The 25315-nt window shown below is 44.1% G+C and carries 23 protein-coding genes; 8 read left to right on the plus strand and 15 right to left on the minus strand.

What is annotated here, in order from left to right:
* Window positions 1–84 precede the first annotated feature (84 nt).
* The 8 genes from ACYQ2M_RS11590 to ACYQ2M_RS11625 all read left to right on the plus strand — a co-directional run bounded on the left by ACYQ2M_RS11590 (window position 85) and on the right by ACYQ2M_RS11625 (window position 9426).
* Window positions 85–1830 carry a sensor histidine kinase gene (locus ACYQ2M_RS11590; protein ID WP_459916506.1) on the plus strand — a complete coding sequence of 582 codons (1746 nt, stop codon included), beginning with the start codon at window positions 85–87 and terminating at the stop codon, window positions 1828–1830.
* 202 nt (window positions 1831–2032) lie between these two features.
* Window positions 2033–2464: a response regulator gene (locus ACYQ2M_RS11595; RefSeq protein WP_459916507.1), complete on the plus strand. Its 432-nt coding sequence runs from the start codon at window positions 2033–2035 to the stop codon at window positions 2462–2464.
* A 9-nt stretch (window positions 2465–2473) separates the two neighbouring features.
* Window positions 2474–2881 carry a response regulator gene (locus ACYQ2M_RS11600; protein ID WP_459916508.1) on the plus strand — a complete coding sequence of 136 codons (408 nt, stop codon included), beginning with the start codon at window positions 2474–2476 and terminating at the stop codon, window positions 2879–2881.
* Between the two features lie 28 nt (window positions 2882–2909).
* Complete coding sequence (locus ACYQ2M_RS11605; RefSeq protein WP_459916527.1) at window positions 2910–4490, plus strand: SLC13 family permease; 1581 nt, start codon at window positions 2910–2912, stop codon at window positions 4488–4490.
* A 74-nt stretch (window positions 4491–4564) separates the two neighbouring features.
* On the plus strand, window positions 4565–5737 hold the full coding sequence (locus tag ACYQ2M_RS11610; RefSeq protein ID WP_459916509.1) for a sensor histidine kinase: 1173 nt from the start codon (window positions 4565–4567) through the stop codon (window positions 5735–5737).
* 211 nt (window positions 5738–5948) lie between these two features.
* The gene (locus ACYQ2M_RS11615) at window positions 5949–6389 is read left to right on the plus strand and encodes a sigma-54-dependent transcriptional regulator (protein WP_459916510.1); all 441 of its coding nucleotides are present in this window, start codon (window positions 5949–5951) and stop codon (window positions 6387–6389) included.
* Between the two features lie 138 nt (window positions 6390–6527).
* Entirely contained in the window at window positions 6528–8003 is a 1476-nt protein-coding gene (locus ACYQ2M_RS11620) for a sensor histidine kinase (protein ID WP_459916511.1), read from the plus strand.
* Between the two features lies 1 nt (window position 8004).
* A complete protein-coding gene (locus ACYQ2M_RS11625) occupies window positions 8005–9426 on the plus strand; it encodes a sigma-54-dependent transcriptional regulator (RefSeq protein ID WP_459916512.1) in 1422 nt (473 codons plus the stop codon).
* Window positions 9427–9678: 252 nt separating this feature from the next.
* On the opposite strand, the gene ACYQ2M_RS11630 is transcribed toward ACYQ2M_RS11625, so the two are convergent.
* The 15 genes from ACYQ2M_RS11630 to ACYQ2M_RS11700 all read right to left on the minus strand — a co-directional run bounded on the left by ACYQ2M_RS11630 (window position 9679) and on the right by ACYQ2M_RS11700 (window position 25051).
* Window positions 9679–11775, minus strand: coding sequence for a transporter substrate-binding domain-containing protein (locus ACYQ2M_RS11630; RefSeq protein WP_459916513.1), 2097 nt, complete (start codon window positions 11773–11775; stop codon window positions 9679–9681).
* 764 nt (window positions 11776–12539) lie between these two features.
* Entirely contained in the window at window positions 12540–12905 is a 366-nt protein-coding gene (locus tag ACYQ2M_RS11635; RefSeq protein ID WP_459916514.1) for a cupin domain-containing protein, read from the minus strand.
* Between the two features lie 176 nt (window positions 12906–13081).
* The gene (locus tag ACYQ2M_RS11640) at window positions 13082–13669 is read right to left on the minus strand and encodes an AMP-binding enzyme (RefSeq protein ID WP_459916528.1); all 588 of its coding nucleotides are present in this window, start codon (window positions 13667–13669) and stop codon (window positions 13082–13084) included.
* Window positions 13659–14666 (minus strand): AMP-binding protein, encoded by a 1008-nt coding sequence (locus ACYQ2M_RS11645; RefSeq protein ID WP_459916515.1) that lies wholly within the window; start codon window positions 14664–14666, stop codon window positions 13659–13661. Before ACYQ2M_RS11645 ends, ACYQ2M_RS11640 begins: the two co-directional genes overlap by 11 nt.
* Window positions 14667–14724: 58 nt before the next feature.
* Window positions 14725–15060, minus strand: a complete 336-nt coding sequence (locus ACYQ2M_RS11650; RefSeq protein ID WP_459916516.1) for a hypothetical protein — start codon at window positions 15058–15060, stop codon at window positions 14725–14727.
* Between the two features lie 287 nt (window positions 15061–15347).
* Complete coding sequence (gene mepA / locus ACYQ2M_RS11655; protein ID WP_459916517.1) at window positions 15348–16163, minus strand: penicillin-insensitive murein endopeptidase; 816 nt, start codon at window positions 16161–16163, stop codon at window positions 15348–15350.
* Window positions 16164–16978: 815 nt separating this feature from the next.
* Complete coding sequence (locus ACYQ2M_RS11660; protein ID WP_459916518.1) at window positions 16979–17428, minus strand: N-acetyltransferase; 450 nt, start codon at window positions 17426–17428, stop codon at window positions 16979–16981.
* A 139-nt stretch (window positions 17429–17567) separates the two neighbouring features.
* Window positions 17568–18113, minus strand: coding sequence for a GNAT family N-acetyltransferase (locus tag ACYQ2M_RS11665; RefSeq protein ID WP_459916519.1), 546 nt, complete (start codon window positions 18111–18113; stop codon window positions 17568–17570).
* 178 nt (window positions 18114–18291) lie between these two features.
* Window positions 18292–18513 carry a hypothetical protein gene (locus ACYQ2M_RS11670; RefSeq protein ID WP_459916520.1) on the minus strand — a complete coding sequence of 74 codons (222 nt, stop codon included), beginning with the start codon at window positions 18511–18513 and terminating at the stop codon, window positions 18292–18294.
* Window positions 18514–18618: 105 nt separating this feature from the next.
* The gene (locus ACYQ2M_RS11675) at window positions 18619–19245 is read right to left on the minus strand and encodes a LysE family translocator (protein WP_459916521.1); all 627 of its coding nucleotides are present in this window, start codon (window positions 19243–19245) and stop codon (window positions 18619–18621) included.
* A 726-nt stretch (window positions 19246–19971) separates the two neighbouring features.
* Entirely contained in the window at window positions 19972–20154 is a 183-nt protein-coding gene (locus tag ACYQ2M_RS11680; RefSeq protein ID WP_459916522.1) for a phage integrase N-terminal SAM-like domain-containing protein, read from the minus strand.
* A 359-nt stretch (window positions 20155–20513) separates the two neighbouring features.
* On the minus strand, window positions 20514–22700 hold the full coding sequence (locus ACYQ2M_RS11685) for a hypothetical protein (RefSeq protein WP_459916523.1): 2187 nt from the start codon (window positions 22698–22700) through the stop codon (window positions 20514–20516).
* Window positions 22701–22737: 37 nt separating this feature from the next.
* Window positions 22738–23001, minus strand: coding sequence for a hypothetical protein (locus ACYQ2M_RS11690; RefSeq protein ID WP_459916524.1), 264 nt, complete (start codon window positions 22999–23001; stop codon window positions 22738–22740).
* Window positions 23002–23256: 255 nt separating this feature from the next.
* Window positions 23257–23430: a DUF711 family protein gene (locus ACYQ2M_RS11695; protein WP_459916525.1), complete on the minus strand. Its 174-nt coding sequence runs from the start codon at window positions 23428–23430 to the stop codon at window positions 23257–23259.
* Window positions 23431–23683: 253 nt separating this feature from the next.
* The gene (locus ACYQ2M_RS11700) at window positions 23684–25051 is read right to left on the minus strand and encodes a hypothetical protein (RefSeq protein WP_459916526.1); all 1368 of its coding nucleotides are present in this window, start codon (window positions 25049–25051) and stop codon (window positions 23684–23686) included.
* Window positions 25052–25315: the final 264 nt, after the last annotated feature.

A 25315-nucleotide genomic window follows, 5' to 3' on the forward strand; every position in this document is an offset into this window, starting at 1 on the left:
GAAAGTCTTATTTTTACGATGAAAGTGTTTGTTTGAAAACAGGTCCCCAAAATCAAAATGTTTGAATGGAAGGAACAAAAAACCATGGCACAGGCTTCAGAAGATCGAAACAGCTTTTATCAGTTACTGACCCGAAAAATTACGGTGCTCATTGTCATTGTTTCTTTTTTTCCCATGCTGTTGACCACGGGCATTCTTTTTTCCCGGTTTAATCGGGCATATACCGATAAGGTGCGGGCACATATTTCAGAGCTTGTCCAGAAGCATAGCCAGAATATTGACCGATTTCTTGCTGAAAAATCGGGAAATATTCGATTCCTGGCAAGAACCTTTGATCCCCTGCATCAGACCGCTGGACACTTTTTAAAGCAGAGCCTGACCCTCTTGAAAAAAGAGTATGGCGATGTCTTCACCGATCTTGGACTGGTGGATGAAAACGGTATCCAATTTGCTTATGAAGGACCATTCAAGCTGGAAAATGCCGATTATGCATCGGCCAACTGGTTCCTCCAGGCAAAGAGTCGACCCATTTATATCAGTGATGTCTTTGCCGGATTACGGGGGCATCCCCATTTTATCATTGCCGTTCAACTCAACGTTGAAAATTTCCATTATATTTTACGCTCCACCATTAATTTCGGGGCCTTTAATTCTTTGGTGGAAAACATTCACATGGGCAAAACCGGGGTGGCCTTTATTGTCAACGGTCGGGGGGAACTCCAGACCCAAACGGATGTCGCCTTTCCACCAGAGGTCCTTGAATCGTTTCCCAGGGGCGGTGATTTTAAAAAGAATCAGACCTTTTTTGTTAAAAAAAAGGATACCTCGGGCCGTGAATACGTATGCGTGGCAGCCATGCTCAGCAATATTGACTGGATGATGGTGTTTCATCAGGATTTAAACGATGCTTTTCGGGATTTAAACAGTACCAAATGGTTAACGTTGCTTATCTTTACCCTGGGATGTGCGGCCATTTTATCCGTGGCTGTGGCCCTCCCCCGGAATATTGTAAAACTGCTTTCCCGTGCCGATGAAAAAAGCGAGGTCATGAACCGCCAGGTTGTGGAGAGCGGCAAGCTTGCCACCATCGGTGAACTGGCCGCCGGTATTGCCCATGAAATCAATAACCCCGTGGCCATCATGGTGGAGGAGGCAGGCTGGATTGAAGATCTTCTGGAGGAGGAAGAGTTAAAACAGTGCGAAAACCTTGATGAGTTCATGCGGGCCTTACGCCAGATCAACACCCAGGGCCGCCGCTGCAAGGAAATCACCCATAAGCTGTTAAGTTTTGCCAGAAAAACCGATTCCACCATCAATGATGTGCAGATCAACGATTCCGTCAGGGAAATCGTATCGCTTACGGCCCAGATGGCTCGTTACAACAATGTGATCATAGAAACGGACCTTGGCGAAAGCATTCCTTATATACGGATTTCACCCTCCGAACTGCAGCAGGTGATCTTGAATCTTATCAATAATGCCATTGATGCCATGGAGAAAAGCGGAGGTACCATTAAAATTTCCACCAAAGTTAGTTCCATTGAAATCAAGCATCTGGTCATTGTCATTGAAGATAATGGCCCCGGGATTCCCCGGGACAATCTGGCTCGGATTTTTGATCCGTTTTTCACCACAAAACCGGTGGGAAAAGGTACGGGCCTTGGCCTTTCCATCTGCTATGGCATCATCGAAAAAATGAATGGAAAAATTGATGTTCACAGTGAGGTGGGGGTGGGCACGCGGTTTCGTATATGGATACCGTTTCAGGATCTGGATGGGGACGATGAGGGAACCGTTTTTGATGAGATGGCCAGTGTTTCTGGGGTTTGATGGGGGGAGTCAGTGGTGGATTGATGGGCGACATGTTCTTTGTCAAAATCTGTAATGTGGTGCCTGACAGGGCAAAAGAGCCATCGGTGATCCGTGATTGGATCGGGTGCCCGTTGGGGGCGGCATATTACCATGTTTATTATTTGTTGTGTCGGCGGTCCGACATGGCGGTTTTATATGAAGAAATATAAGGAGGAAGCATATGAAAAACATTAATTTGTTGATGGTGGATGATGAAAAGGGATTTCTTGACACCATAATCAAACGTTTGAAAAAACGAGACGTGAATGTCTTCGGTGTCTATGGCGGTAAAGATGCTTTGGCATTTCTTGGGGAAAATACGTCCATTGACGCCGTTGTGCTGGACGTAAAAATGCCGGAAATGGACGGGGTGGAAACCCTCATCGAAATCAAGCGGCAGTTTCCCCTGGTGGAGGTGATTATGCTCACCGGCCATGCCACCGTGGAAACGGCCATTGAGGGCATGCGACTTGGGGCCTTTGATTACCTGATGAAACCCTGCGACATTGACGTACTGGTGTCCAAGGTACAGGAGGCGGTGGCAAAGAAAAAAGCACATGAAGAAAAAATAACCGAGGCACGCATTAAAGAGATTACCCAGCGACGGGTGTAAGGAACGCTCATGGACAGAAATAAAAAAAAGAGCATCATCATAAATGTCCTGCTGGTGGACGATGAAAAGGGATATTTAAATGTTCTGTCCAACCGGCTGTTAAAACGTTCCATCCATGCCACCAAAGCCTTCAGTGGTACCGAGGCAATTCAGATCCTGAGAAAGAAAGATTTTGATGTGGTGGTTCTGGATCTGAAGATGGAAGACATGGATGGCATTGAGGTGCTCAAAATCATGAAAAAAATGGTGCCGGAACTGCCTGTGATTATTCTCACCGGGCATGGTTCCCAGACAGCAGCCCAGGAGGGAATGCTTTTCGGTGCCTTTGATTATCTGACAAAACCCTGCGAGCTTAAGGAACTTATGGATAAAATCCGTGAAGCCCACGACCATCAGCAGGGATACGCACAACCGTGACTGAAAATTGAACCGGTGAGGAGAAAAAATAATGTATCGAACAAATGGATTCAAGCTCTGTGTGGCCCTGATTCTGGGTGTGATTGTTTTTATGCTGCCAAGGCCCGAAGGCACACAGTTTAAAATTACAGGAGATGCTGGGAAATTGCTTCTACAGGGGGTATCATCGCATTTTACCATGGTGATCTCCGATAAAAAAGAAAGCAGCAGCTATGTTTTAAAAGCCAAGTCACCAGGATCATTGGAATCCACTGCAAAGTTTTTGCGGCAAAAAGCCCAGGATCTGAATCTAAGTTCCCTTGAGGTGGATTATGTGGACGGACTTTCCCCTAAGGCCAAACGGTTTTTGGCCATTCTGGTGGTATTGGTGACCCTGTTTGTGGTGGAACCCATTCCCCTTGAGATCACGGCGGTGTGCATCGGTGTGTTGCTGGTGATCATGGGCATTACCGACGTGAAAAATGCCTGGGCACCCTACATGCATCCGGTGGTGATTTTCATCATGTGCTGTCTTATTTTTGCCATTGCCCTGGACAAAGCAGGCTTAACAAAACGCCTTGGATATTATATTATCAAAAAGGCGGGTAACAGCATTACCAGATTTACCTTTATCATTGCCATTGGTCTTGGCCTTGCGTCTTCTTTCATGCACGATGCCGCCGCCTGTGCCATCGGCATTGTCACCATGCTGCCCCTTATGCGGGCTGCGGGCATTGAGCCCGAAACCAAGACGGCAAAATTCATGATGCTGTCTCTTCCCTTTGCCTGCTCCTGCGGGGGCATGGGTACCCTGGTGGGTGGTGGTCGATGCATGGTGGCAGCGGCGTTCTTAAAGGAGTTCACCGGTATAGAGATTACCTTTTTTCAATGGCTGTTATATGCCATGCCGGCCGCCATAATTACGGTACCGGTAGCGGTGTTTATTGTGTATATGGTATATCGGCCGAATCCAAAATATAAATTGCCCGATTTTGATGAAGATCTGGGACCCATGACCAGCATTGAAAAAAAGACGGTGGCCATCATTGCCCTTTCCTTTGCCCTGTGGTTAACCAAGGGACTCCATGGCATTGATTATTCCGTTACCGGTATGCTGGGTGTGACGGGATTGATACTTTGTAAAGTCCTGCGGTGGCGGGATATTAATGACAATCTGGAGTGGGGCACGGCTCTTTTTATTTTTGGTGGTGGTATTTCCCTGGGCCTTGCCATGGGATATTCCGGTGCTGCCGATTATTTTGCCAACCTGTTCTTCCCGTTGATCCAGGGAAAAGGCTGGCTTGTGCTTTTCATAGGTGTGGGGGTGTTTGGCGCGCTTGTGACCAATGCCATGGCCAATGTAGCCGCAGCAGCGTTGATTTTACCCATTGTAATTCCCATGGCCCAACTGGAAGGGGTGGACCCAACCATTCTGGCGCTGTGTCTGGGAATGGCCACTTCCTTTGCCCTGCTCTTGGTCATTGGATGTCCCCCCAATGCTATTGCCTACAGTTATAAATATTTTAAATCATCGGATCTCACCAAGGTGGGGCTGGTGGCTACCCCGGTTTTATTAACCATGCTGGTGGTGGTGGCTGCCGTCTGGTGGCGAATTCTGGGCTTGATTTAGAGAGGAGAGCAGATGAAAATCAATTCCCATGCAGGGATGCAACACAGATATCTTAGCATACAGGGGAGATTGAGATGACAACACACACGGATAGCAAGACTCGCCTTCTTCTGGTGGATGACGAGGATGGGTTCAGGGAGGCCATTGCCAGAAGGCTTGCCAAAAGGGGAATACCCTCCCTGCAGGCAGCTTCCGGGGAAGCCTGCCTTGCCCTTCTTGACAAAACGCCCATGGATGTGGTGGTGCTGGATGTCCGCATGCCTGGAATGGACGGTCTTGAGACTCTGAGGGTCATTAAAAAACGCTTTGACAATACCCAGGTGATTCTTCTCACCGGTAATGTGGCGGTGGCCGATGGCATTGAAGGCATTAAATCCGGTGCCTTTGATTATCTGACCAAGCCTGTGGAAATTGATCATCTGTTCAATAAAATCAATCAGGCCTATGACATGATCCAACTGGAGGAAGAAAAACGTCAGCAGCAGGAATACCGGGACAAGCTGGAAAAAAAAATGGTGGACACCGAAAGACTTGCCGCCCTTGGAACCATGTCCACGGGCATTGCCCATGAAATCAATAATCCTCTGGCGATTATCAACGAGGCGGCAGGGTTCATGAAGCAGACCTTGGATGCACCGGACATGGAGAGCTTTCCCCAGCGGCAAGGACTGCTTATGGCTCTTGGTAAGATTGAGACCAGCATTAAAAGAGCCAGCCGAATTACCCACCAGCTTCTGGGTCATGTAAAAAAACAGGGAGCCCGGTTTGCCTGTGTTGACATGACCCTGCTGGTGCTGGAAACCCTGGCGCTTTTAAAGGGAGAAATGAAGCACAAGCAGGTGAACATCCACTGGAAAACCCCGCAAAAGGAATTCATGCTGGTAAGTGATGCCTATCAGATCCGCCAGGTACTTGTGAATCTGGTGAGCAATGCCATCCATGCATTGCATCCCAACGGCACCATTACCCTGTCCATCCATGAAACACCTGTTTTTACGGTGTTTGGCATTGAGGATGACGGAGTGGGAATTCTTCCGGAAAATCTGGGAAAGATATTTGATCCTTTTTTCACCACCAAGTCTTTTGATCAGGGTACCGGGCTGGGGCTGTTTGTGGTGCATAAGATTATCAGCGGCCTTGGCGGTGAAGTTGATGTGGAAAGTCAGCCGGGCAAAGGTACGGGGTTTATCATAAAGTTGCCCCGGAACTTGGATAAGGAACTTCCGTATTTGAAGAATACTGTGTGAAAATGACATTATGGTGCCCCCGCCGAGTATGGTGCCCCCGCCGAGGGCTCTGGTGTCGATGATTTGAGGTTACATTATCATATAAAAGGACATGGCAGTAAGAAACCGCCACAACGAATAATGAGAAAGTAGTTGCTGTTAACACCCAGCACCTAATACCCAGTGCCTGCTTTTTCATATAAAAAAACAAAAAAACATGGGAGACAAAACAATGATAAAAATACCAGCCAAGGTCTTGATTGTGGATGATGAGAAGGATTTTGTTGATATCTTTTCACTGCGACTCCAGGGCCAGGGAGAAAAAGTGTCCACGGCCGCCAGCGGCAAGGAGGCCCTTGATGTGCTTGCCAAAAAGCCCATTGACGTGGTGATACTGGACATTCGTATGCCCGGCATGGACGGCATTGATACCTTAAAGGAGATCAAGCGCCTGTATCCCCTGGTGGAGGTGATTCTTCTCACCGGCCATGGCTCTACGGAAACAGCCGTGGACGGCATGAAACTTGGGGCCTTTGATTATCTTATGAAACCTGCGGATTTTGAAGATATTCGGGTGAAACTGGAAAACGCCAGAAAGCGCAAAGATGAACAGGAAGAGCGTATTCGAAAGGCTGAGGTCAGACTCCTTTTGCGAAGAAGTGGCGATGTGTGATATTGGAGGGGGGTAGATAAGCTGGTTGATGGGTATGTGGGGGCTGATTTCGGTCAGCGATTAAGGGGGCAGCATATGTTCCGCCTGCCCCCCTGTCCCGCCAATATTGCTGAATAAAGGCTGAGCATGTTAACGAAGATGAAAAAACGCGGGCTTCAGTTGAGCCTTAAAAACAGGGTATATCTGGTCAATGCCATTCTGGTGTGCATAACCCTTATCGGGGCTATTTTAATGATATGGTATACCCATAAAACCGAAAAAATATTTCGGGAAATCATTGATCGGAATGTTGTGATTTTTCAATCCGCAGAAGCCCTTTCCACATCCCTTGTAAATCAAAAGGGGTTTATTTCCTATTATTTGCTCGATGGTGATCCTGCCTGGATTGACGAGCTTAAAAAATACATGTCCCTTTTTGAAGAGCATCTGGATACGGTGAAATCCCTTGTTCAGGAAAAGTGGGAAAAGGATGCCGTGGCACAAATTCAGTCGGAATATGAATATTGCGTCATGACCAAAAACAAGGTACTGGAGCTCTATGATGTCGGTGAAATGCAGAAAGGGGCAAGGCTTCACAGGGATGCCAAGAAGCATTTTTCCCGTATTTTTGAACTTTGCGATCAGTTTAATTCCTTTCATAAAAACAAGATTTCCCAGGCCATCAACACCAGTCGCACAGAGTCCAACCACTTGAGATATATTGCACTGATAGCTGTGATCACCGTCATTGTCTTAAGCCTTTTGATAAATTATATCTTTAACCGCCACATTCTTGAACCCATTCGAAAACTGGCAGCAGAGGCGGATCGGCAGGGAGGGACACATCCTTTTGTAAATGAAGTCACTGCTTTAAAGGAAAGTGTCCACGGATTGATTGAAAATGCAGAGCAGACACACCTGGAACTGAAACGAAGTCAGGAGACCCTCATGCAATCTGAAAAAATGGCATTGGTGGGTAAACTTGCCGCCGGCACGGCCCACAGCATTCGAAATCCATTGACCTCCGTCAAGATGCGACTTTTTTCTTTAAGTCGTTCCTGCAGTTTCACCGACGATCAGCTTGAAGACTTCAACGTTATTTCAGAGGAGATCAAGCAGATAAATAAGATATTGGAAAATTTCCTTGAATTTGCCCGTCCCCCACGATTAAAAACAAAGATGAAGAGTCCCTCTGAGGTTGTGGACAGTGCCTTGAACCTTTTAAAACAGCGTTTAAAGTCCTACCAGGTGAGCACCAGCCTTGTGCGCAAAAAAACACTTGCGGAAACATTGATTGATCCGGAACAGTTGAAGGAAGTTCTTGTAAATATTGTTATAAATGCCTGTGAGGCCATGGAGGGCGGGGGAATCATTGCCATCCATGAAGACGAACAATATGTGGAGCCCCTGAAAAAAGTGGATGTCATCACCATCACTGACAATGGGCCTGGCATTCCCGCAGCGGTGAAAGAAGAGGTGTTTAACCCCTTTTTTACCACCAAGGAGCATGGCACGGGGCTGGGGTTGAACATTGCATTTAATATCATCAGCCAGCATGGGGGATGGCTGGCGGTAAAGAGCCGGGAGGGTGAAGGCGCATCGTTTATTATTACCCTGCCGGTGAAGGATATATGACATGGATACCATTTTGGTGATTGACGATGATGATCAATTGAGAAAAAGCTTTGCTAAACTTCTGGTGGAAGAGAAATACACGGTGATGACGGCGGCTTCCGGCGAGGAGGGTGTTGATGTGGTGGCCCAGACCCCCCTGGATCTCGTGCTTCTGGACATGCGGCTTCCCGGCATGAACGGCATGGAAACGTTTAAAAAAATCAAAGCCATTGATGCCAAGCTTCCTGTTATTATCATCACCGCATACAGCACCACAGAGATTGCCATTGAAGCCACCAAACTGGGGGCCTATGATTATATCCTCAAGCCCTTTGATATCCCGGACATGCTCATCCTCATCAAGCAAGCCATTGATGCGGGTTACTGCATGCGAGCTCCGGTTCAGCTGGATGCGGTTTCCTGCGATCATTCCAAGGATGCCATTGTGGGCCAGAGTCGTCTCATGCAGGGGGTATATAAAAAGATTGGTCGAGTTTCCCAGACTGATGCCAACGTACTGATCCGGGGGGAATCGGGTACGGGCAAGGAATTGGTGGCCCGGGCCGTGTACCAGCATAGCAATCGCTCGGATAAACCCTTTTTGATCATCAACTGCGTGGCCATTCCCGAGCATCTTCTGGAAAGTGAGCTGTTCGGCTATGAAAAAGGGGCCTTCACCGGAGCCAATCAACGCCACATCGGTAAAATTGAACAGGCCCAGAACGGCACGGTATTTTTGGATGAAATCGGGGACATGCCCCTGAATATTCAGGCTAAGATTTTAAGACTGCTCCAGGAGCGCTGCATTGAACGTCTGGGGGGAGAAGAGACCATTGCGGTGGATGTCAGGATCATTGCCGCCACCAACAAACCCCTGGAAAAGGCCATCACCGAGGGAAGCTTTCGGGAAGATCTGTACTTTAGGCTTAAGGTTGTCACCATTGAATTGCCGCCTTTGCGGGAACGCCAGGAGGATATACAGAGTCTGATAACCCATTACATGGAAAAATTTTCCCAGGAATTGAAGGTGGATAATCCCGGTATCCAAAAACAGGCACTTTCGGTGTTGAACAATTATGCGTGGCCCGGCAATGTTCGGGAGCTGTCCAACATGATTCAGAAAATGCTTATTTTCAATCGGGGCGCACCGGTATCGCTCATGGAGGTGGAACAGCTTATCTGTAAAAATGCCGATGGCGGATCCCATGAAACCATTGATCCGGATATGTTGAAAAAATGGGTGTGGCAGCAACTGGCAAGCCCGTCGGAGCCCCATAGATTTGAGGATTTTATGGATACCCTGGCCGGAATTGTGATCTCCCAGGCCTTGACCTTCACCAATGGCAACCGCTCCCAGGCAGCCAGATTGCTGGAGATCTCCCGTCCCACACTCCATGCCAAGATGGATAAATACGATATTAAATTTAAGATTGATGTTACGTAATATTTATTCTCTTTAAAACCCATTAACCCGAAGAAAGATGCAGGCAACTCCCCCTGGGATTAAAAAATCGAAATTAATGCCTCTGTTCCCGGACATTATTATTACTCTGGCATTATCTCAATCCGTATTTTCCCTCATTGATCGGGCCTGGCAAATCATTCATCCAGGTGTTTATCGGTATCCTCTGTCGTGGCGAAAATCACCGGGATATCCGTGAACTGAATAAGGTCAGGGGGTATGGTTCGGCGTGTGTTATTTGTGTCGTCTAGCCCATGGCCATACGAAGTGCCTTTTCGTTGTCTTTGAATACCGTGCTGCCTCTTCATCCATGGCCAGCGGTAAAAATATTCGGAAGGTGCTTCCGTGGTTCTTCATGCTCTCCACGCTGATGGCACCTTTCCATGCCCTTACAATCCCCAGAACCACCGGTAGTCCCAACCCCCGTCCAGTGAAATGGGTGGTAAAAAAGGGATCAAAAAGTTTGTCCATATCGGTTTCTGAGATTCCGCAACCCGTATCTGATATTTCTATGCAGGCTAAAATGTCGCCATTTGGGTTCCAGTCGATGGGCACAATATGGATTTTAGGAATGTCGGATGCCGGTATGGTTTTGATTGTCAGAGAAATATTGCCTTGGTCTTTGCGGTTGAGAATGGCTTCTGAAGCGTTGCTGATAAGACGGGTTAAAACCTGACGGATTTGATCCGTATTGGCAGTAACCATTGGGCCGGCAGCCATAAAATCGGTTTCAAAGGAGATCTCTTCTGTCAGGGTCTTTTGAATCAAAGGCAGATTTTTGCGGGAACACGCTGAGAGGTCCACGCATCCTAGCTTGCCTGTGCTCTGTCCGATATAGACTAACATAAGCCCGCTGACCTCCGATGCCCGGTGACTGGCATCCATAGCTTCGGTCAGGAATTTAAGAACCTGTGCATCTTTAGGCAGATCATTCAGGGCCAGTTCCAGATTACCCATCACCACGCTCATCTGGTTATTGAAGTGATGAGCGATGGCCCCGGCCATGCGGGTAAGGCTTTCGAACTTACCTGTCTTCCAGGTTCTGGTTTGCAGGGCTCTGTTCTCTTTCTCGGCCAGTTTGCGCGCATTGGCGTCTATGATGAACCCTTCGAGCCCTACCACTTGGCTATCCTTCACCACAGGAGTCGCAGAGAAGGTGTGGTATCCAACGCTTCCATCTTTACAAAGGCGGGAGGACTCACCGGTTGGGATTGTCTTCCCCATGAATAGCGTTTTTATATGCTTCTTAGCTGCGTCCATATCCGCTTTTACCTGGGTTAGTGTGAACGGCTGCCCGATGACATCCTGCCGGGAATCATATCCATGCATTTTCAGCCAGGCATGATTTACGTTTTGAAAATTACCCTCATTGTCAATGAAAAAATATCCGGCGTCTGTATTTTCGATAATTCCACGAAAACGCTCTTCAGCTTCTAATAAGGATCGGTTCAAATTGATGATTGACAGATATCTCCAGGTCACCATGACTGCTATGGTCAAAAGCAAAACAACTCCCATTATGAGGATAACCCTGTTCCGGCTCCAGAAGGGTTGCGTCTTGCCATACCATTTTTCGTAAAGTCTTTGATATTCAGATGTTTTGATGAATTGGCAGATGGCGTTGTCGAGTTTTGAAAATAATGTCGTTTCTCCTTTTATGATTGCGATGCTCCGCTTAATTTCTTGAAGCGGTTTCCCAACAACCTTGATTTTTTCCTCAAGGCCAGATCGAAGGGCCATGGTCATGATCTGCTTTTCGGGGTATACCAAGGCATCTACATTCCCCGCCAGGAGGGCCATGAACGCCTCTTCCATGGAATTAAAAACCCGAAGATTGAATCCGCCCCGCGTTCTCATAAGTACGAGGCCCTGATTGTGGGAAACAACCCCTATATTTTTTCCGTCAAGCGCATTGTCTTCATCTATGCCTGTGGTGGCATTTCGGACAAAAATAGAGATTTTAGAAGTTTCATATGGTGCGGTAAAATCATACAAAGCCAGTCGTTCATTGGTTATACCCATATTGGGGGACAAAATGGCCCGGTTGTTTCTGAGCAATTCATGGGCCTCCGGCCAGGAATCGCAAACAACATAACGAACTTTAAGCTCGCTCAGCTCAGCAACGCTGTTCATGATATCAATGGCAAATCCTTCCGGGGTGCCGGTGTTTTTATTGGTTAGATATTGCGGCGGCCAGTTGCGCAAGGCCACCGCAACGACTTCTTTGGGGTCACCTTCAGAAGCATATACCTCTGGCGGAAGGACAAAGAGCACTAACAAAATAACTGCTCTAAAAGCGGTATGGGAAAATTTGCTCACAAGCACTTTCATGATGCCCCCATGGTGACTCATAATTAGCGTTGCTTGTAAATCCGATGTTCTGATTTTTATATGAAACTCTATTCAAAGCGATGAAATAATAAGGATTTTAGCTTTCGCTGTGGTGGATGATTACTGCCATGTATGTTATATGAAAAAGAAGGTTTTAGGTTTTGAGTGCTGCCTACTGGTAACCTACAGTGACTGCTTTTTCATGATTCATTGTGCCCGTAAGGGCATGGGGAAATATGGAATATTTTTGCGAAATTTCATAAAGATTAAAAAATATTACATAAACCCATCATCCCTCGTTTAAAGCGTATCGATTGTTGGGTTATAGAATGCTATATGCAAGATTAATACAATTTGTTTATATATTCATAAAAATATGTGTTGTTTAAACAAATAGGGTAATTCTACCTGTATCTCAGACCAATTCACGAAATTATTATTGGGGTTTTATTGGCCATGATTCGAAGTGCAATTCCCTTATCCGACAATAATTGTCATGTTTTCTATGTTTTTTTGTCGATGCTGTTATGATATTAAAAAGTGTATTAATTTTTCATTTCACAGTGTCTTTTGTATCTGGGTCAAGACCAAATGCAATAAAAAACATACGGGGCAATAGTCGTCCAGATCAGTACAAGAAGCCAGAGGCGTCCCTGGAACAGGTTCTATTCGTGCAATAATCTGAGCCAGAGATTCCCCATGATGAAGTGTCCAAAGATGAATTCAAACAGGATTGTCATGATAATTCCTTCTTTATATACCTTTTAAACGTCATCTCTATGAACTGTATCGGGAGAAAATGCAGGTAAACATATTGCTATATATTCAGCACCTTGATCATCTGGAGTGCTATATTGAACCCACTCTTTTGCCTTCACAATAATAGCTTCTCCAGCATGAATATCTAATTGTTTTTCTGTGGTTTTAACCCTCAACATACCTTCCAGTACAACAGTATATTCTGTAAACTCAGGTTTTTGCCCAGGCTCTACCCAACCAGCAGGGCTTTTCATACGAGCTATACTTATGTCTGAAGTTTGTGAATTTACGAGTCCAATAAATTCTTCAATTATTTTTGGTTTATTACCAGCGGCTTCTATTACAGTGGGTTTATCTATTTTTATTGGCATATCTTTTTCTCCAGAGTAATTCAGGGGACACCATACTTATCTACCTGCAAAAATGAAAAATTAAGTATGGTGTCCCCAGATTTTAAAAAATGTCTGCTGTCGCCTGTTTCCCCTTTGCGTTACATGATGAGGATAGACAGCAACAACAACTATGTGTGCCATGACTAAAATTAATATTATGGTTTGGTGTACTGAGCCCGAAGTCTGTTTTTTAGAATTTTTCCAGAGCCTGTTTTGGGAAGTTCGGAAATAAAGGTGATCTGTCTGGGCAGTTTGAATTTTGCCAGTTTTTCCCGGCAGAACACTGATAACTCCTGTTCCGATAGATCCGCGTTTTGCTTTAATACCACCAGTGCTGCGGGCACTTCTCCCCATTTGTCGTCGGCAACGGCTATGACGGCGCACTCCAATACCTGGGGATGCTTGTATATGACGTTTTCAATTTCCACGGAGGAGATATTCTCACCCCCGCTGATGATAATATCCTTTGCCCGGTCCACAATCAATACATAACCTTGGGAATCCACAGTGGCCAGGTCACCGGTGTAGAAAAAGCCCCCTTTTATGGCTTCTTCTGTGGCCTGGGGCAATTTCCAATATCCTTTCATTACATTATCGCCCCGGACTATGATTTCTCCTACGGTGGCACCATCCCAGGGCACATCCGTGTCATTGGCATCCACCACCCGAAGATCCACACCGGGCACTTCCAGGCCGGTGCGGGTGATGTAATCCATCTTTTCCGATTCAGGTTTATCTATCAGGGTGCTTTTCCAGGGTGCTTTTCAAGTTGCCCACGGTGAGAAGGGGCGTGGTTTCGGTGAGACCATATCCTGAATAATACTGACATCCCAGTTTTTCCATCATGCGGGTTGCATTGACCGGGGACATGGGGGCACCACCCACCATTGTCCAGGCCAGTGTCTCCAGGTTGTAGGTTTCAAGTTCCGGCAGATCCAGGAGAAAATTGATCATGGTGGGAACCATCATGGCGGCGGTCACTTTTTCATCCTGCATGGTTTGCAGTACATCTTTTGGAATAAACTGTCGCTGCATGACATGGCAGCCCCCTTGGTAAGTAACGGACCACATGAAAAAGGCATCGGCAAGGTGAAACAAAGGGGCGATGTGGTGCCATACCGTGGCGTCATCCAGTTTAAAGGATATGATGGTGGTCAGGGCATTGGCATAGATGTTACGGTGGGTCAGCATGACGCCCTTGGGATTTCCCGTGGTGCCGCTGGTGTAGTAGAGATTGAGCATGGCGTTTTCATCTTCGGGTTCACCTGCTATGGGGGTGTCATCGGCATCATCAATAAATGCCTCATAGGTACCGGTGATCCAATTTTCATCTGCCGGGCCATCGGCAATATAAAAGCGTTTCAGGGTGGGAACCACTTCTCGAACCTGTGCCATGAGAGGCTTGAAATCGTAATGGAAAATAATGGCCTCAGCTTCAGAATCTTTCAGAATGTAGACGTACTCTTCTGCACTGAGTCGGGTGTTGAGGGGGGAAAGCACACATCCCGATGCTGCCATGCCAAAGTAAAGCTCCATGTAGCGATAGGTGTTGTAATCCAGCATGGCGATCCTGCCGCCCTGGGGTATTTGCATTCCCTGTACAGCGTGAATCACCCGGTTTACACGATTGTTAACCTGTGCATAAGACAATCGCAGGTCACCGTCAACAACGGCTGTTTTTTCTCCATACAATTTGACCGCTCTTTTTAGAATTCTGACAGGACTCATGGGAACTTGCATGTGTAGGCTCCTTTTTTTGATGAACGTTTTTTGTTTGGTTTCTGCTTTTATTTGAAAATCAGCCTGGAAAAATGTACTTATTGGCATTTGTTCTTTGGTTCATGTTGTGTTTTAGGGTTCTGATGTGGTAAAGGACCTCTCTGAACTTTGAGAAAACATGAGCGGAGCTTGATAAGTGCAGGTAAACATAAAAAATTTGATTGATGATCACCAGTGTTATGATACGGTTAGAGAGTTGCGCTGGCCAGAAGGAAGAACGTGCCCTTTTTGTGAGACCCATAGGGTTATCAGAAAAGGTTTTGATGATAAAGAATCCGCCAAACAACATTATGAATGTAAAAATTGTTGAAAACGCTTCGATGACCTTACGGGCACCATCTTTTTTGGACATCATCAACCACTCAAAGTCTGGATTCTCTGCCTCTACTTTATGGGACTGAACTTGTCTTTTCCTGAGGCATCCTGCTCCGCGTAGGACAAATATATCCAGTGTTTTTCCTTGTATTGGGGATGGAGAATTATATCGCCTCTTGGTTTTTTGAATTCAGCAGCTACTTATTCGTAATATCCAAATGACAGTTTGATTTCCTATGCAAATCTGTGCCAATAGCTTTCCATGATCCATTCCGGTCTGTATTATCCTCATCTTTTCATAGCAAATTTTTGTGACAGTTTTTATTTTTAAATTCCCAACAATTCAAGGCAACGCGGTGGTAAAGAGGGCCTTTGGGGGCCACTTCGTTTTGTTTTTTTTGCGGGAATCCGCTGTGCATCATCCGAAAACCACCAATTTAGATCCTCCCCGCAACCCTTTTTAAACGGTGGTTTAGGCTGGGATACACAGTCGGGTGAGTCGGCTGGACAAGCCAGGCGGATATGAAAATGCTGGTAATGCCCCCACCAGGGACGGATTTTGTACAGCCACTTCTGCCCGGTAAATTGCTGGCACAAGGCACGTTTAATCAGGGGGTGGACAAAAATACGTTCCACATGGGCAAAGCGTGCCGCCGCCCGGATGACCTGTCCGTGCTGGGGATGCCATTTTTTGGGGTCAAGGGCCGTGAATGTTTTGTTTAAAACCGATTGCGGTTTGAATTGTTCACGTTGGATATCGTTTAATAATAAATCATCCTTCATCCCGATTCCCATAAGCAGGATATCCGCATCCAGACCATTCTGGTGGCTGGCATGCCCGCTGGGCATGGGGCCTCCTTTTTTCTGGGCCAAATCCCCTATATATAGTATTCCCCAACCATTAGCGGCGGTTTGGTGTCCTAAGACCTTAATCAGGTGAATCAGGCTGGGATGGCCGAAATAACGCTTCCGTTTGAGCCGAACCACCTGATAGCCCTCGCCTTGCGGTGGCAGGGCCGTCGCATTGCAAATGCAGCCAGCGGTATAGCTGCCATAGATTTCGGCTGGCTCGGCGGCCAGACCAGCTCCCCAAAGGACCGTGAATACCCCCATGAAAATAGCTGCCAATGGAAAATATTTCAAAACAAATAAGCTCCTTATACTTATGCCCTGTCCTGTCATTCCCATCCTGTGGACATGTTTTTTTTGGGATTTTTTCTCTATACAAAGAAGACTTGATTGTAAAATTATATTGGGCAAGTTGTAAGGGTTCAATCAAAATTGATGTGGATAATTTCATTTATTTTAGAGATCATTTTCCATTGTTGTTGTATCAACAGGGCAAACCGTAACGCAAAGTCCACGTGCGTATCTCCAAATTTTATTTAAAAGAAAACAGATTGCCAAGGGCTTGTCACATCTTTTATAATGGGTTCTGCATTCACAATCCCGCGCTGCAACTGAAGTTGCATTTATAAGTATCTCCATTACCTGTTCTGTCGGCAATACCCATTGTTTTGTGCTAAATGACTCTGAAACCGGGATGATTTCTGAAGATGTTGAAATTTGCCCTTTACTTAGCTATTTATCATAATTGATAATTTTTTTTTAAGAAAAAAATCAATAATATATTTTTTTCTTCATCTTACCACACCTCGTTTATCTTATCGCAGCCCAACCATCACAAATAAGCGGTTTGCCTGATTCGGGCCGGTGGCACAGAACCTTTTGGGAGGAGTGCTGGTCCGGGGGGCCCTGCTACGGCCTCGGTGATGCTGCTCCCCCGCCTGATGCAGGATGCGGTAAAAAGTGGATTCGGAGGCGATGTAAGTGCTTTTGTCTGCCAGCCTGGCGCAATCTGGCCCGGCGGAAGGCTTGTAAATTATGGATCATGGCAGATGCTGAGCACTTTCTCAGTCTCCTTTTGGGTCAGTTTATTGGCCGGTTCCGGTGGCTTCTCAGTGATGGGGAGTCCTATCCCGATATGTGCCTATGCACATCGTGTATTCTTGATGACCAGTATGTTCGTCTGTTTGTTCACTGACAACCGCAAAGCCTTGAGAAAGGTAGAACTGATAACTATCTACATTTTCCTTATAAACGGATAATGTTAACCTATCTCTCTGTTTCTTGGCATGTGTTATTAACTGTTTACCAATCCCCTTACCTTGAAACTCAGGATGAACGAAGATGGTTGCAAGACTATTCTCGTGAAGCGAATAAAAGCCAAGAACTTTAGAGCTACTTTCAAAAACGTAAATCTCTGATGCGGGAATGTAAATATTGCGCATATTTTCTACTTGGGATTTCCAAAACGATGCTTCGACAAAATCATGAGCTTTAATTGAAGCAGACAGCCATATATCAAGAACATGATCTATATCAGACCCACTAAACTTCCTTATCATTTAAACCTCAGAGTTTGAATATGCCGAATGTCGTAGCCAGCCGCCAGCATATGTGTTGCAAATCAGTTCCTCCAGGCGCAAGCCAGCCGGGTAAGCTGTCATCAACAGCATACGATTTCGAAATCCGGGTTAGCAATAGCTATTCTCTCCAATGCTGCGGTTCATTCAAGACTTTCGAGCATTTTACCTTGCCATTAATTCGCCCTAAAACATCACCATTTAATTCTTGTACCATCCATGCTGCGGAATGTTCTTTGGGTATTGGGTAGGGCGCTTCAAAGCCCTGCACACCTGCTGGTGCGAACCTGCAACGCGGATAATAAGACGGGTGACCAAGTACAAACACTAACTCTGTTCCTGTTTTTTGTAACTGATTCAAGCCTTCATTAATTAACTTTTGTCCGACCCCGCCTTTTTGTGCGGTGGGAAGAATTGCTAAAGGGGCTAATATTTGAGCAGATACTGATGTATCAGTTTGGGTGATTGCTGCTTTTGTGTAGAGTATATGTCCAATTATCTCATTGTTATCAACAGCTACCAAAGATAGAATTGGTTTTGCTGTTTCATCATCTAATAAGTCGTCAACAAGTTTGGCAATTACGGAACCTTTCTCATTACCAAAAGCTTGCTTGTGAATATTCAGAATTTCATTGCGGTCTGATTCAGTTGCCTTTCTTATTATCAATGATATCTCCTCATTTTGAATTGCTAACGGGCCAGGCTTTTAAACATTTTGGAGAACATGGGAAAACTGACGCCGTGATCGATCAGGCACCCTTCTGAAATGAGTTTTTCGTTCCCGGGTTCCTGGCGGGTGGCCAAACTGGTTCTACGGAGCCCCCAGGATGACCAGGCTTATGTCCCTATATTTCCGGTAGAGTGATTCCAGCCCCTTGTACTGGGGGATGCAAGCCGCAGTTCCTGGTCGTATTGACCACAAGCACCGCTTTTCCCCGGTAAACATCCGTACTGACCGTTTTGCCCTGCAGGCTGACAGCCGAGAAATCATAAAAGCGTTTATCATTAAGATCTTTTGCTTTTATCATAATCTCCTGAAACGTCATTTCAGCTGATGTCTTTTTCATGCCATTCACCAATAGCAATATTTATGCGAAAAATAATTCTAAATTCTACACTGCAACTGTTTTGTTTCATATGTGTGATAAATGTAATCAAACTGGAGAATTTTTCTATCGCTTTGTTGTTGCTAATTTTAGGGCAAGGCCTATAAAAACTGTACCAGCAGCATAGTTTAGAATTTTTTGAATGTAATTTGAACGGTTCAGCCACGGGGCGACAGTCCCTGCCAGAAGAGCAATTCCGCTAAAAACCAGTATTGTGGCAAGAATAAACAGACCTCCAAGTATCATGATCTGTAATGATATAGAACCTGCTGATGGATCTGCGAACTGAGGTAAAAATGCAAGGAAAAAAATAGATACATTGGGATTTGTAATATTCATGATAATAGAATTGTAGTAAAGCTTACTGATATTTTTTTCACTGTCTATTGCACCTTCAATTTCTTCAGTAGGTGCTCGGAATGCCTTCCATGCAAGATATATAAGATATCCTGTACCTATGAGTTTTAATGCAGAAAATGCAGCAGCCGATGTTTGAAAAATAACAGCTACCCCCAGGGCCACAGCGGTTGTGTGTGCAATCAATCCTGTGCATAAGCCTAAAACTACAACAAGGCCAGCAATTCTTCCCCGTAGAAGTGACTGGGTAAGAAGAAATAATTTATCAGGCCCAGGTGCAAAGCCAAATATGATAGATGTAGAAAAAAAAGCGAGCAAAGTTTCAAATGGTATCATAAAATTGTCTCCATAAAAAATTCTTTACAAAATCAAATATTTAATCAATAATTTAACATCATGTCAGCAATTTTTTGTATCATAAACTTGCTTTGTAGCCAGATCTCACTTTGATGCTAAAATATTCAATTTCAACAGGTTATATGTAGTAAATAAGCACATGCAAAATAACGTTATGAATTTTATCCTCCGTCCCGTTTCCGCAAAAAGACATCTTCCGGCTTGAGAATAAAGTATGACACAAAATTTTATCCGTCCCTGCGACAAGGGATGGTGGATAAAATCCTGTTGAACTTAATCTTGGATGTGTGTACCAAATATATATGGGGATTGTAAATAACTATCAGAAATGTAAAAAACAAAAATTGAACAGAATTTTTAGAATAAGCCTTTAATATGTTGTTATTTTAATCTTTTCTTCTATATTGGCTCGACATTTTAATGTGGCCTAATAATAAAATTGTGAAAAAAATTGTTTTCCAGAGGTTCCATAGTCAAGTTTTCTAAAGAATCGGCATCTGCAGGATGTACTTCTCTCTTCCTTCATTTGAAGTGTTGAAAACATCCAACCAATTTTTGTAATTGACCTATTTTATGGAGAATATATTCCTTTGGCTGACTTTATAAATTCGCTTCCTCCCATACCGTAGAGATGTTTTTTTATCTCAAACCTTTTCACCAGTATCCCTTTTTTACACAATGGGCAACACCGGATATCAGTTCCGGTCAAGTCGAGCATAATCTCCTCGACGGATCTGGTAGCTCCGTTTTCTTGGGACTCAGCTCATCCGGCGATTTGCCATAATGCCCGGCTAATTTTGTTATCTGGTAAAGGTAGGACTCTTGGGTCTTATCGGAAAATTTTTTCAACTTCATGGCCTGGGTCATTTCATCACGCAACTTTGTCATATTACCTCCTTGAAAAGGTTTAAAAGCAGACAAAGGTAACGATAAAATGAATGAGGAATTGGAAAGAAATTTTTCTGTTTTTTGCGGTTGAAACAAAAGAAAGGGATGTGAGGATGATGCTGATTATGCGACGGATACTGCCCCTCAGGGGTTTCGTTCAACACATGTCTATGGGCAGGCGTGAAGCCCAGTCAGTATTAAGCAAAATGGTAATATCAGGCACTGATTGTCGTGAGCTCCCTTGTCTGGTCCATGCCCTGGATGGCCATGTAATTCAGGTGACAGTATACTTATCTTCCTGCAAACATGATAAAATTAAGTATGGTGTCCCCAGCTTTTAGAGATTTTAGATTTTTTTATCAAATTTGGATATTGCTATATTGCTCAGTGATTTTAAAATCATAATCAGGATATTCATAAAGGGAATGTCTTTTTTCCGATTGTCCGATGGAATACCCCCAAATGCTCTTATAATCGGAAATATCCTCCCCCATATCCCCTAATTGATACAAATAATCATTGATCGCTTTGGATTCGACGATAATGACTTTCCCCATTTTATTAATAATGGGACTGTGAGAACGGTTGGGATCATGGTCAAATTGAAGAATCCGTCTACCTCTTCTTGTGATGCCAATGGTTCTGAAAGAGAGGCTTTTCCCCACCCCGGGCATGTTGAGGACACTTTTATCCGTGGAAAGGAAGGGTAGTCCAAGTTTTTCTTTTAAATGAATCATATTTTCAACCATTCGGGGAGGATCACAAGCTAGCTTTTTAATCTCGTTATGGTATTCATCCGGAACCATGCCGATGTATTTTTCTTCATTTTGTTCCTGTATTAATCTGGCATTTGTTGCAAAATTATAGACATTTTCATTATGGCCTTTGACGCAGAAGGAATAATAGGGCGCGATGCCGATATCATTCAACACCTTTCTTAATTTTGCACCATGTCCCCGCCGGGATGCTGCCGTAATATAAACATGCTGGTTAGCCACAATCCAGCCAGCCGATAAAATTCGCTGAATCGCTTTTTGGGCTTCAGGAGTAATTTCCATGGGTGAAATAAAGTGGGTTTGAATCACAAATTGGCTGATTCCTATTTGCCTTGATTTTTCACGGAAATTTTCAAGTATCTTTATTAACTCAGGGTCAACCCTCTGGGGAAGATACACCGGAATTCTCGTTCCTAGCCGGACGCGTTGCATTTCGGCAAATTTTTCACCGTCAGGGCGTTTTTTATTGGCCTTAATTTTTCTGGCAGCCATATTATAGACGGCATCAAGAATTTTTTTCAAAGACCTGTTGGAATTCATAAAGGCATCACCGCCGGTGATAAGAATGTCCCTTAGCTGGGCGTCTTTTTCAAAATACTGCATGTATTTTTCAAGCCGGACGGACCATGATGCATCCGGTTTTAACGCATCCAGATTAAAATTGAGAATGCCGTTTTGAAAATTATACATTCTCTGGCATGAGGAACAAAGACCGCCGCATGCCCTTCCGGTGGTATCAGGAATGAGAATGGCAACCTCTGGATATCTTCTGTGAACATTATTGCGGGAGGGAAGAATCCACCCTGCGGCATTGGGCTTGCCCGGTTCAACCTTATCTTCTTTTTCCCATGCCGTAATACTCCCAAAACCCTCCACAAGTTCCTTGCTGTAGATCACGTAATCTCTGATGGCAAGTTCAGCCCCCACAGCAAACCATGGTGCATTTACATTTAACAGCGAAAGGTAATAAAGATTGATGAAAAAAGGAATTCCTTTTTCTTCTGCATCATGGAGTACCTCCATGGTTATGGGATCCAAAGAGTGGTTTAGAAGCTCATCAAGAAGATCAGGATTTCGCACGGCAAATTTCAAGTGAAAACTGGTTTCATTCCACCACCCAAAGGCTGTTTTGATTTTTTCCTCTTCGGTTAATCCCGGTTCAAAAAAATATTTGGGATCACTTATTTCTCCTTCATCTATTTTGGCGATGATGATTTTTAGTATGCGCCGTTTATTTTTCTCTCTGAGCTGAACAATTTGGGGTTCTAACCCGGACGGATATAGCTCCATCCACTCTTCAATTTCTTTTCTGGAGGGGATTTCCCGTTTTTCTCTGCCGTTGAACTGCCGGAAAAGATGAATCATATCGTCAAAGAAATCTGGCCGGGCTCCTCCGGTGCCTTTATTTATGGCAAGCCAGAGCAATTTAAATGGGTCGTTTTCGGTTAATACATCCTTTAAATTAGGGTCTTCAATCTCTATACCGGCATAGTCAATATAATCAAGTATTCTGATGGCCGCAACATCAGCCCAGTCAAGGGCATTGATATTGAAATCAGGGGCGGATGTACCTGTATAAAATTGATATGCGGCGGTTTTATCCTTAATGGTATCCACCACCCATTTTTTAATCTTTTTTTTGGCATCTTCATGGGTGGGTGAACGGGACATTATTTTTTTTAATTCAGGATTTTCATTGAGAAGCCTTTTCAACAGTTTTATGGATTTAACAGGAACAATAACCTTATCTAATCTTACATGTCTTGGCATATTAAAGCGTTTCTCCCATGGTTTCTTTCAAAAAGCTTCAGTCTTCGACTTCCACAAGGGCTTCATAAAAACTTCTGGGCAAAAAATTATCATCCCAGACTTTTAACCCTTGATTCTTATTGTAGGAATTTCCTTTATCCGCCATGCCGCAATCGAGCTTTTTCCTCATGCTGGCAAGCCCCATTGAAATTAACACCGCCATCTGAAGATACACACTGCCAGCAGGATCAGGATTCCGAAGCTCAATCCAGGTGCTTTCAGATGGCAAGGTGTAAGGTACGGTCCGCCGCTGAAAGGGCATCTGTGTACTCTAAATTAATCGCGTGCTGCGAAGGGGTGACATTTTTTGTTTGTCTTAATTTCTGAGACAATTCAATATTCTTAAAAATAAAATGTAGTGATCTATGCTTTTTTGTCAACCCGGCTTTTCTAAAATTATAATAATAGCTCAAAAAAAGGATATAATATTACAGATATCACCCAAATAAAACATAGATAACTATACTTTTTAAGGATAAAAGATTTGGGATGGGCTAGAAGAAGGAAGGATGCGGTTTCAGACATCACTAAGCGAATTGAAAAACAGAGCTATTTGAGCAAAAACAGTCATGTCACCTGCTTTCAATCCCTGGGCAGGAAACAGCCGAACGGTTAAAGGCTTATTTAAACGGTATGCCATTGTGCCGGTATCTCTCTTTACAGGTGACAGGAAAGAAGTCAGCAGAAGCAATGGTAGCCCAACGCCGGGAGTAATGCCCCGGAAATGGTGAAGGGCTGAACATCAAGTAGAGAAAAGGTATCCATGCGTTTTGTGTGTAAAGAGAACCCGAATGGGGGAGTAGCGCACAGGATCTTTCTGGAAGAACCATTCTCAAGTCATTCGCCGGCTACGGCCCGGTGTACTTGGTGAAACGCCCTGTGCGAACCCGTATGCAGGGTGTTGTGGGGAGGGCAGGAGAAAAATCCGCCTTTACCCGATTCGGCTATTCCATATTTTTATCTGATTCAATTGCTTTATATTCTTCAGAATAATGCTCTTTCATGCAATCAGGGCATATGCTGTGACTGATATCTGCGTCAAAATTTTTGTAAATATAAACATCCACTTGTTCCCAGTATCCTCTGTCGTTACGAATTTTTTTACAAAATGAACAAAGAGGGAGAATTCCTCGTAAGGTTTTAATTTCATCTAGGGCTTCTTTTAGCTCCGTTAGTGTCTGTTGGCGTTGTTTTTCTAAATTAGTATTTTGGTCGAGAATATAGGCAAGGTTTTCAGAAAAATCGGAGAATTCCCTTATTCTTTTCTTCGATCCTGGGAAGACTTTTTGTTGATTAAATATGGATTGTCGTAAATCGTCGAAAAATTTTGCGGAAACTCTTTTTGTGTATTTTGAAAGCCAAAATGATATTAAAAATAATAGTGCCAATAACACAAGGAAAACCTTCAAAATCTCAATAAGCATTTTTTGTATAGTGTCCTGCACAGTACGAAGAGCTATTTCTTTCCCAGCCCAAAGGGCAAGAGAAACATCTTTACCTTTAAAAACCGGCATCCATGCCATCATAGTTCGATCATTTCTCCATACCCCTGCTTTATCAGCAAGAAAAATGTTTCGTAGTCCTGGAAAATTTGCGAAAGCATTTTCATCACTTCTTTCACGGATCAAATATGAACCATCGTTGAGTACCCAATGGATTTCTGGAAATGAGTGAGCAAGGATACTAATGTCAATGTCGCTACAAAATACCCCTATTTTTTTTTGCTTTAAAAAAATTGGCGTGAAAATGCGGAAAAGGAGTTTGAGTGGAGATTTATCTTTATTCAAATTTTCATCGGAGAAGAGGAGCGGGCTAATCAAAAAATTCTTATCCTTCATTTGAAGTGTTTTGCTTAAAAAGTCTGGATCAAAATTTTGATTTGTGTCAGCAACTTGATGATATTGAGAAGTTTCTTGATCTTTCAAAAATGAAAACTGAACATTTGAATTTAGATTTAGTATATGAATACTAATGACATCATTATTCCTTTGGAAAGCCCTATTTAAAACACCTGCATAACGTTTGTAAGCTGTCTTCTGACTGATCGATCCTGCCAATTCTTCCCCTTTATCCAATATTTCAATAACAGCAGGCAACTGAGAGACGAAACCAATCATGTTCTTGTACGAAGCAATTTTTGATTCCAGCATTCCAAGTTCATCTTGCATATGATGGAGTTGTTGTTCTTCTTCTAAAGCTCCTAATTCTGAAACAACTTTTTTTTGAGTGAATAAAAAGAAAATGGTAAGAGGTATTAAACAAAAGACAATCAGGGAGATTAAAACTAGAGAACTCAGATTAAATTGTTTCATGCCTTGAGCCTTTTTTTAGGATGCTTAGTCATAAAATTATTTAGGATTGGCGATAAACTGAGTTCACATCATACTTCTCTTTCTCTGAATCTACCCTCAAATTGTCGCGCTTCTATAAAAATTAAGATATTTAATATAGACATCCATCTTAAGTTGCCATCTTATTTAATCATCATATAGAACATTTTGAAGCTTATCAAATGAATGCCGAGTTGAGGAGCGACACGTGGGTTGGCTGCTCCAACTCGTTGGTTAGGTGTATTT

This window comes from Desulfocicer niacini, from assembly GCF_054657595.1.

Excerpts from the sequence above, each read along its gene's own strand:
- ACYQ2M_RS11610 (WP_459916509.1), top strand. The coding sequence starts at position 4,565 with ATGACAACACACACGGATAGCAAGACTCGCCTTCTTCTGGTGGATGAC.
- ACYQ2M_RS11630 (WP_459916513.1), bottom strand. The coding sequence starts at position 11,775 with ATGAAAGTGCTTGTGAGCAAATTTTCCCATACCGCTTTTAGAGCAGTT.
- ACYQ2M_RS11635 (WP_459916514.1), bottom strand. The coding sequence starts at position 12,905 with ATGCCAATAAAAATAGATAAACCCACTGTAATAGAAGCCGCTGGTAAT.
- ACYQ2M_RS11590 (WP_459916506.1), top strand. The coding sequence starts at position 85 with ATGGCACAGGCTTCAGAAGATCGAAACAGCTTTTATCAGTTACTGACC.
- ACYQ2M_RS11660 (WP_459916518.1), bottom strand. The coding sequence starts at position 17,428 with ATGATAAGGAAGTTTAGTGGGTCTGATATAGATCATGTTCTTGATATA.
- ACYQ2M_RS11700 (WP_459916526.1), bottom strand. The coding sequence starts at position 25,051 with ATGAAACAATTTAATCTGAGTTCTCTAGTTTTAATCTCCCTGATTGTC.
- ACYQ2M_RS11615 (WP_459916510.1), top strand. The coding sequence starts at position 5,949 with ATGATAAAAATACCAGCCAAGGTCTTGATTGTGGATGATGAGAAGGAT.
- ACYQ2M_RS11680 (WP_459916522.1), bottom strand. The coding sequence starts at position 20,154 with ATGACAAAGTTGCGTGATGAAATGACCCAGGCCATGAAGTTGAAAAAA.
- ACYQ2M_RS11600 (WP_459916508.1), top strand. The coding sequence starts at position 2,474 with ATGGACAGAAATAAAAAAAAGAGCATCATCATAAATGTCCTGCTGGTG.
- ACYQ2M_RS11595 (WP_459916507.1), top strand. The coding sequence starts at position 2,033 with ATGAAAAACATTAATTTGTTGATGGTGGATGATGAAAAGGGATTTCTT.
- ACYQ2M_RS11675 (WP_459916521.1), bottom strand. The coding sequence starts at position 19,245 with ATGATACCATTTGAAACTTTGCTCGCTTTTTTTTCTACATCTATCATA.
- ACYQ2M_RS11620 (WP_459916511.1), top strand. The coding sequence starts at position 6,528 with ATGAAAAAACGCGGGCTTCAGTTGAGCCTTAAAAACAGGGTATATCTG.
- ACYQ2M_RS11670 (WP_459916520.1), bottom strand. The coding sequence starts at position 18,513 with ATGAAAAAGACATCAGCTGAAATGACGTTTCAGGAGATTATGATAAAA.
- ACYQ2M_RS11650 (WP_459916516.1), bottom strand. The coding sequence starts at position 15,060 with ATGATGTCCAAAAAAGATGGTGCCCGTAAGGTCATCGAAGCGTTTTCA.
- ACYQ2M_RS11690 (WP_459916524.1), bottom strand. The coding sequence starts at position 23,001 with ATGCCCTTTCAGCGGCGGACCGTACCTTACACCTTGCCATCTGAAAGC.
- ACYQ2M_RS11625 (WP_459916512.1), top strand. The coding sequence starts at position 8,005 with ATGGATACCATTTTGGTGATTGACGATGATGATCAATTGAGAAAAAGC.
- ACYQ2M_RS11645 (WP_459916515.1), bottom strand. The coding sequence starts at position 14,666 with ATGCAAGTTCCCATGAGTCCTGTCAGAATTCTAAAAAGAGCGGTCAAA.
- ACYQ2M_RS11685 (WP_459916523.1), bottom strand. The coding sequence starts at position 22,700 with ATGCCAAGACATGTAAGATTAGATAAGGTTATTGTTCCTGTTAAATCC.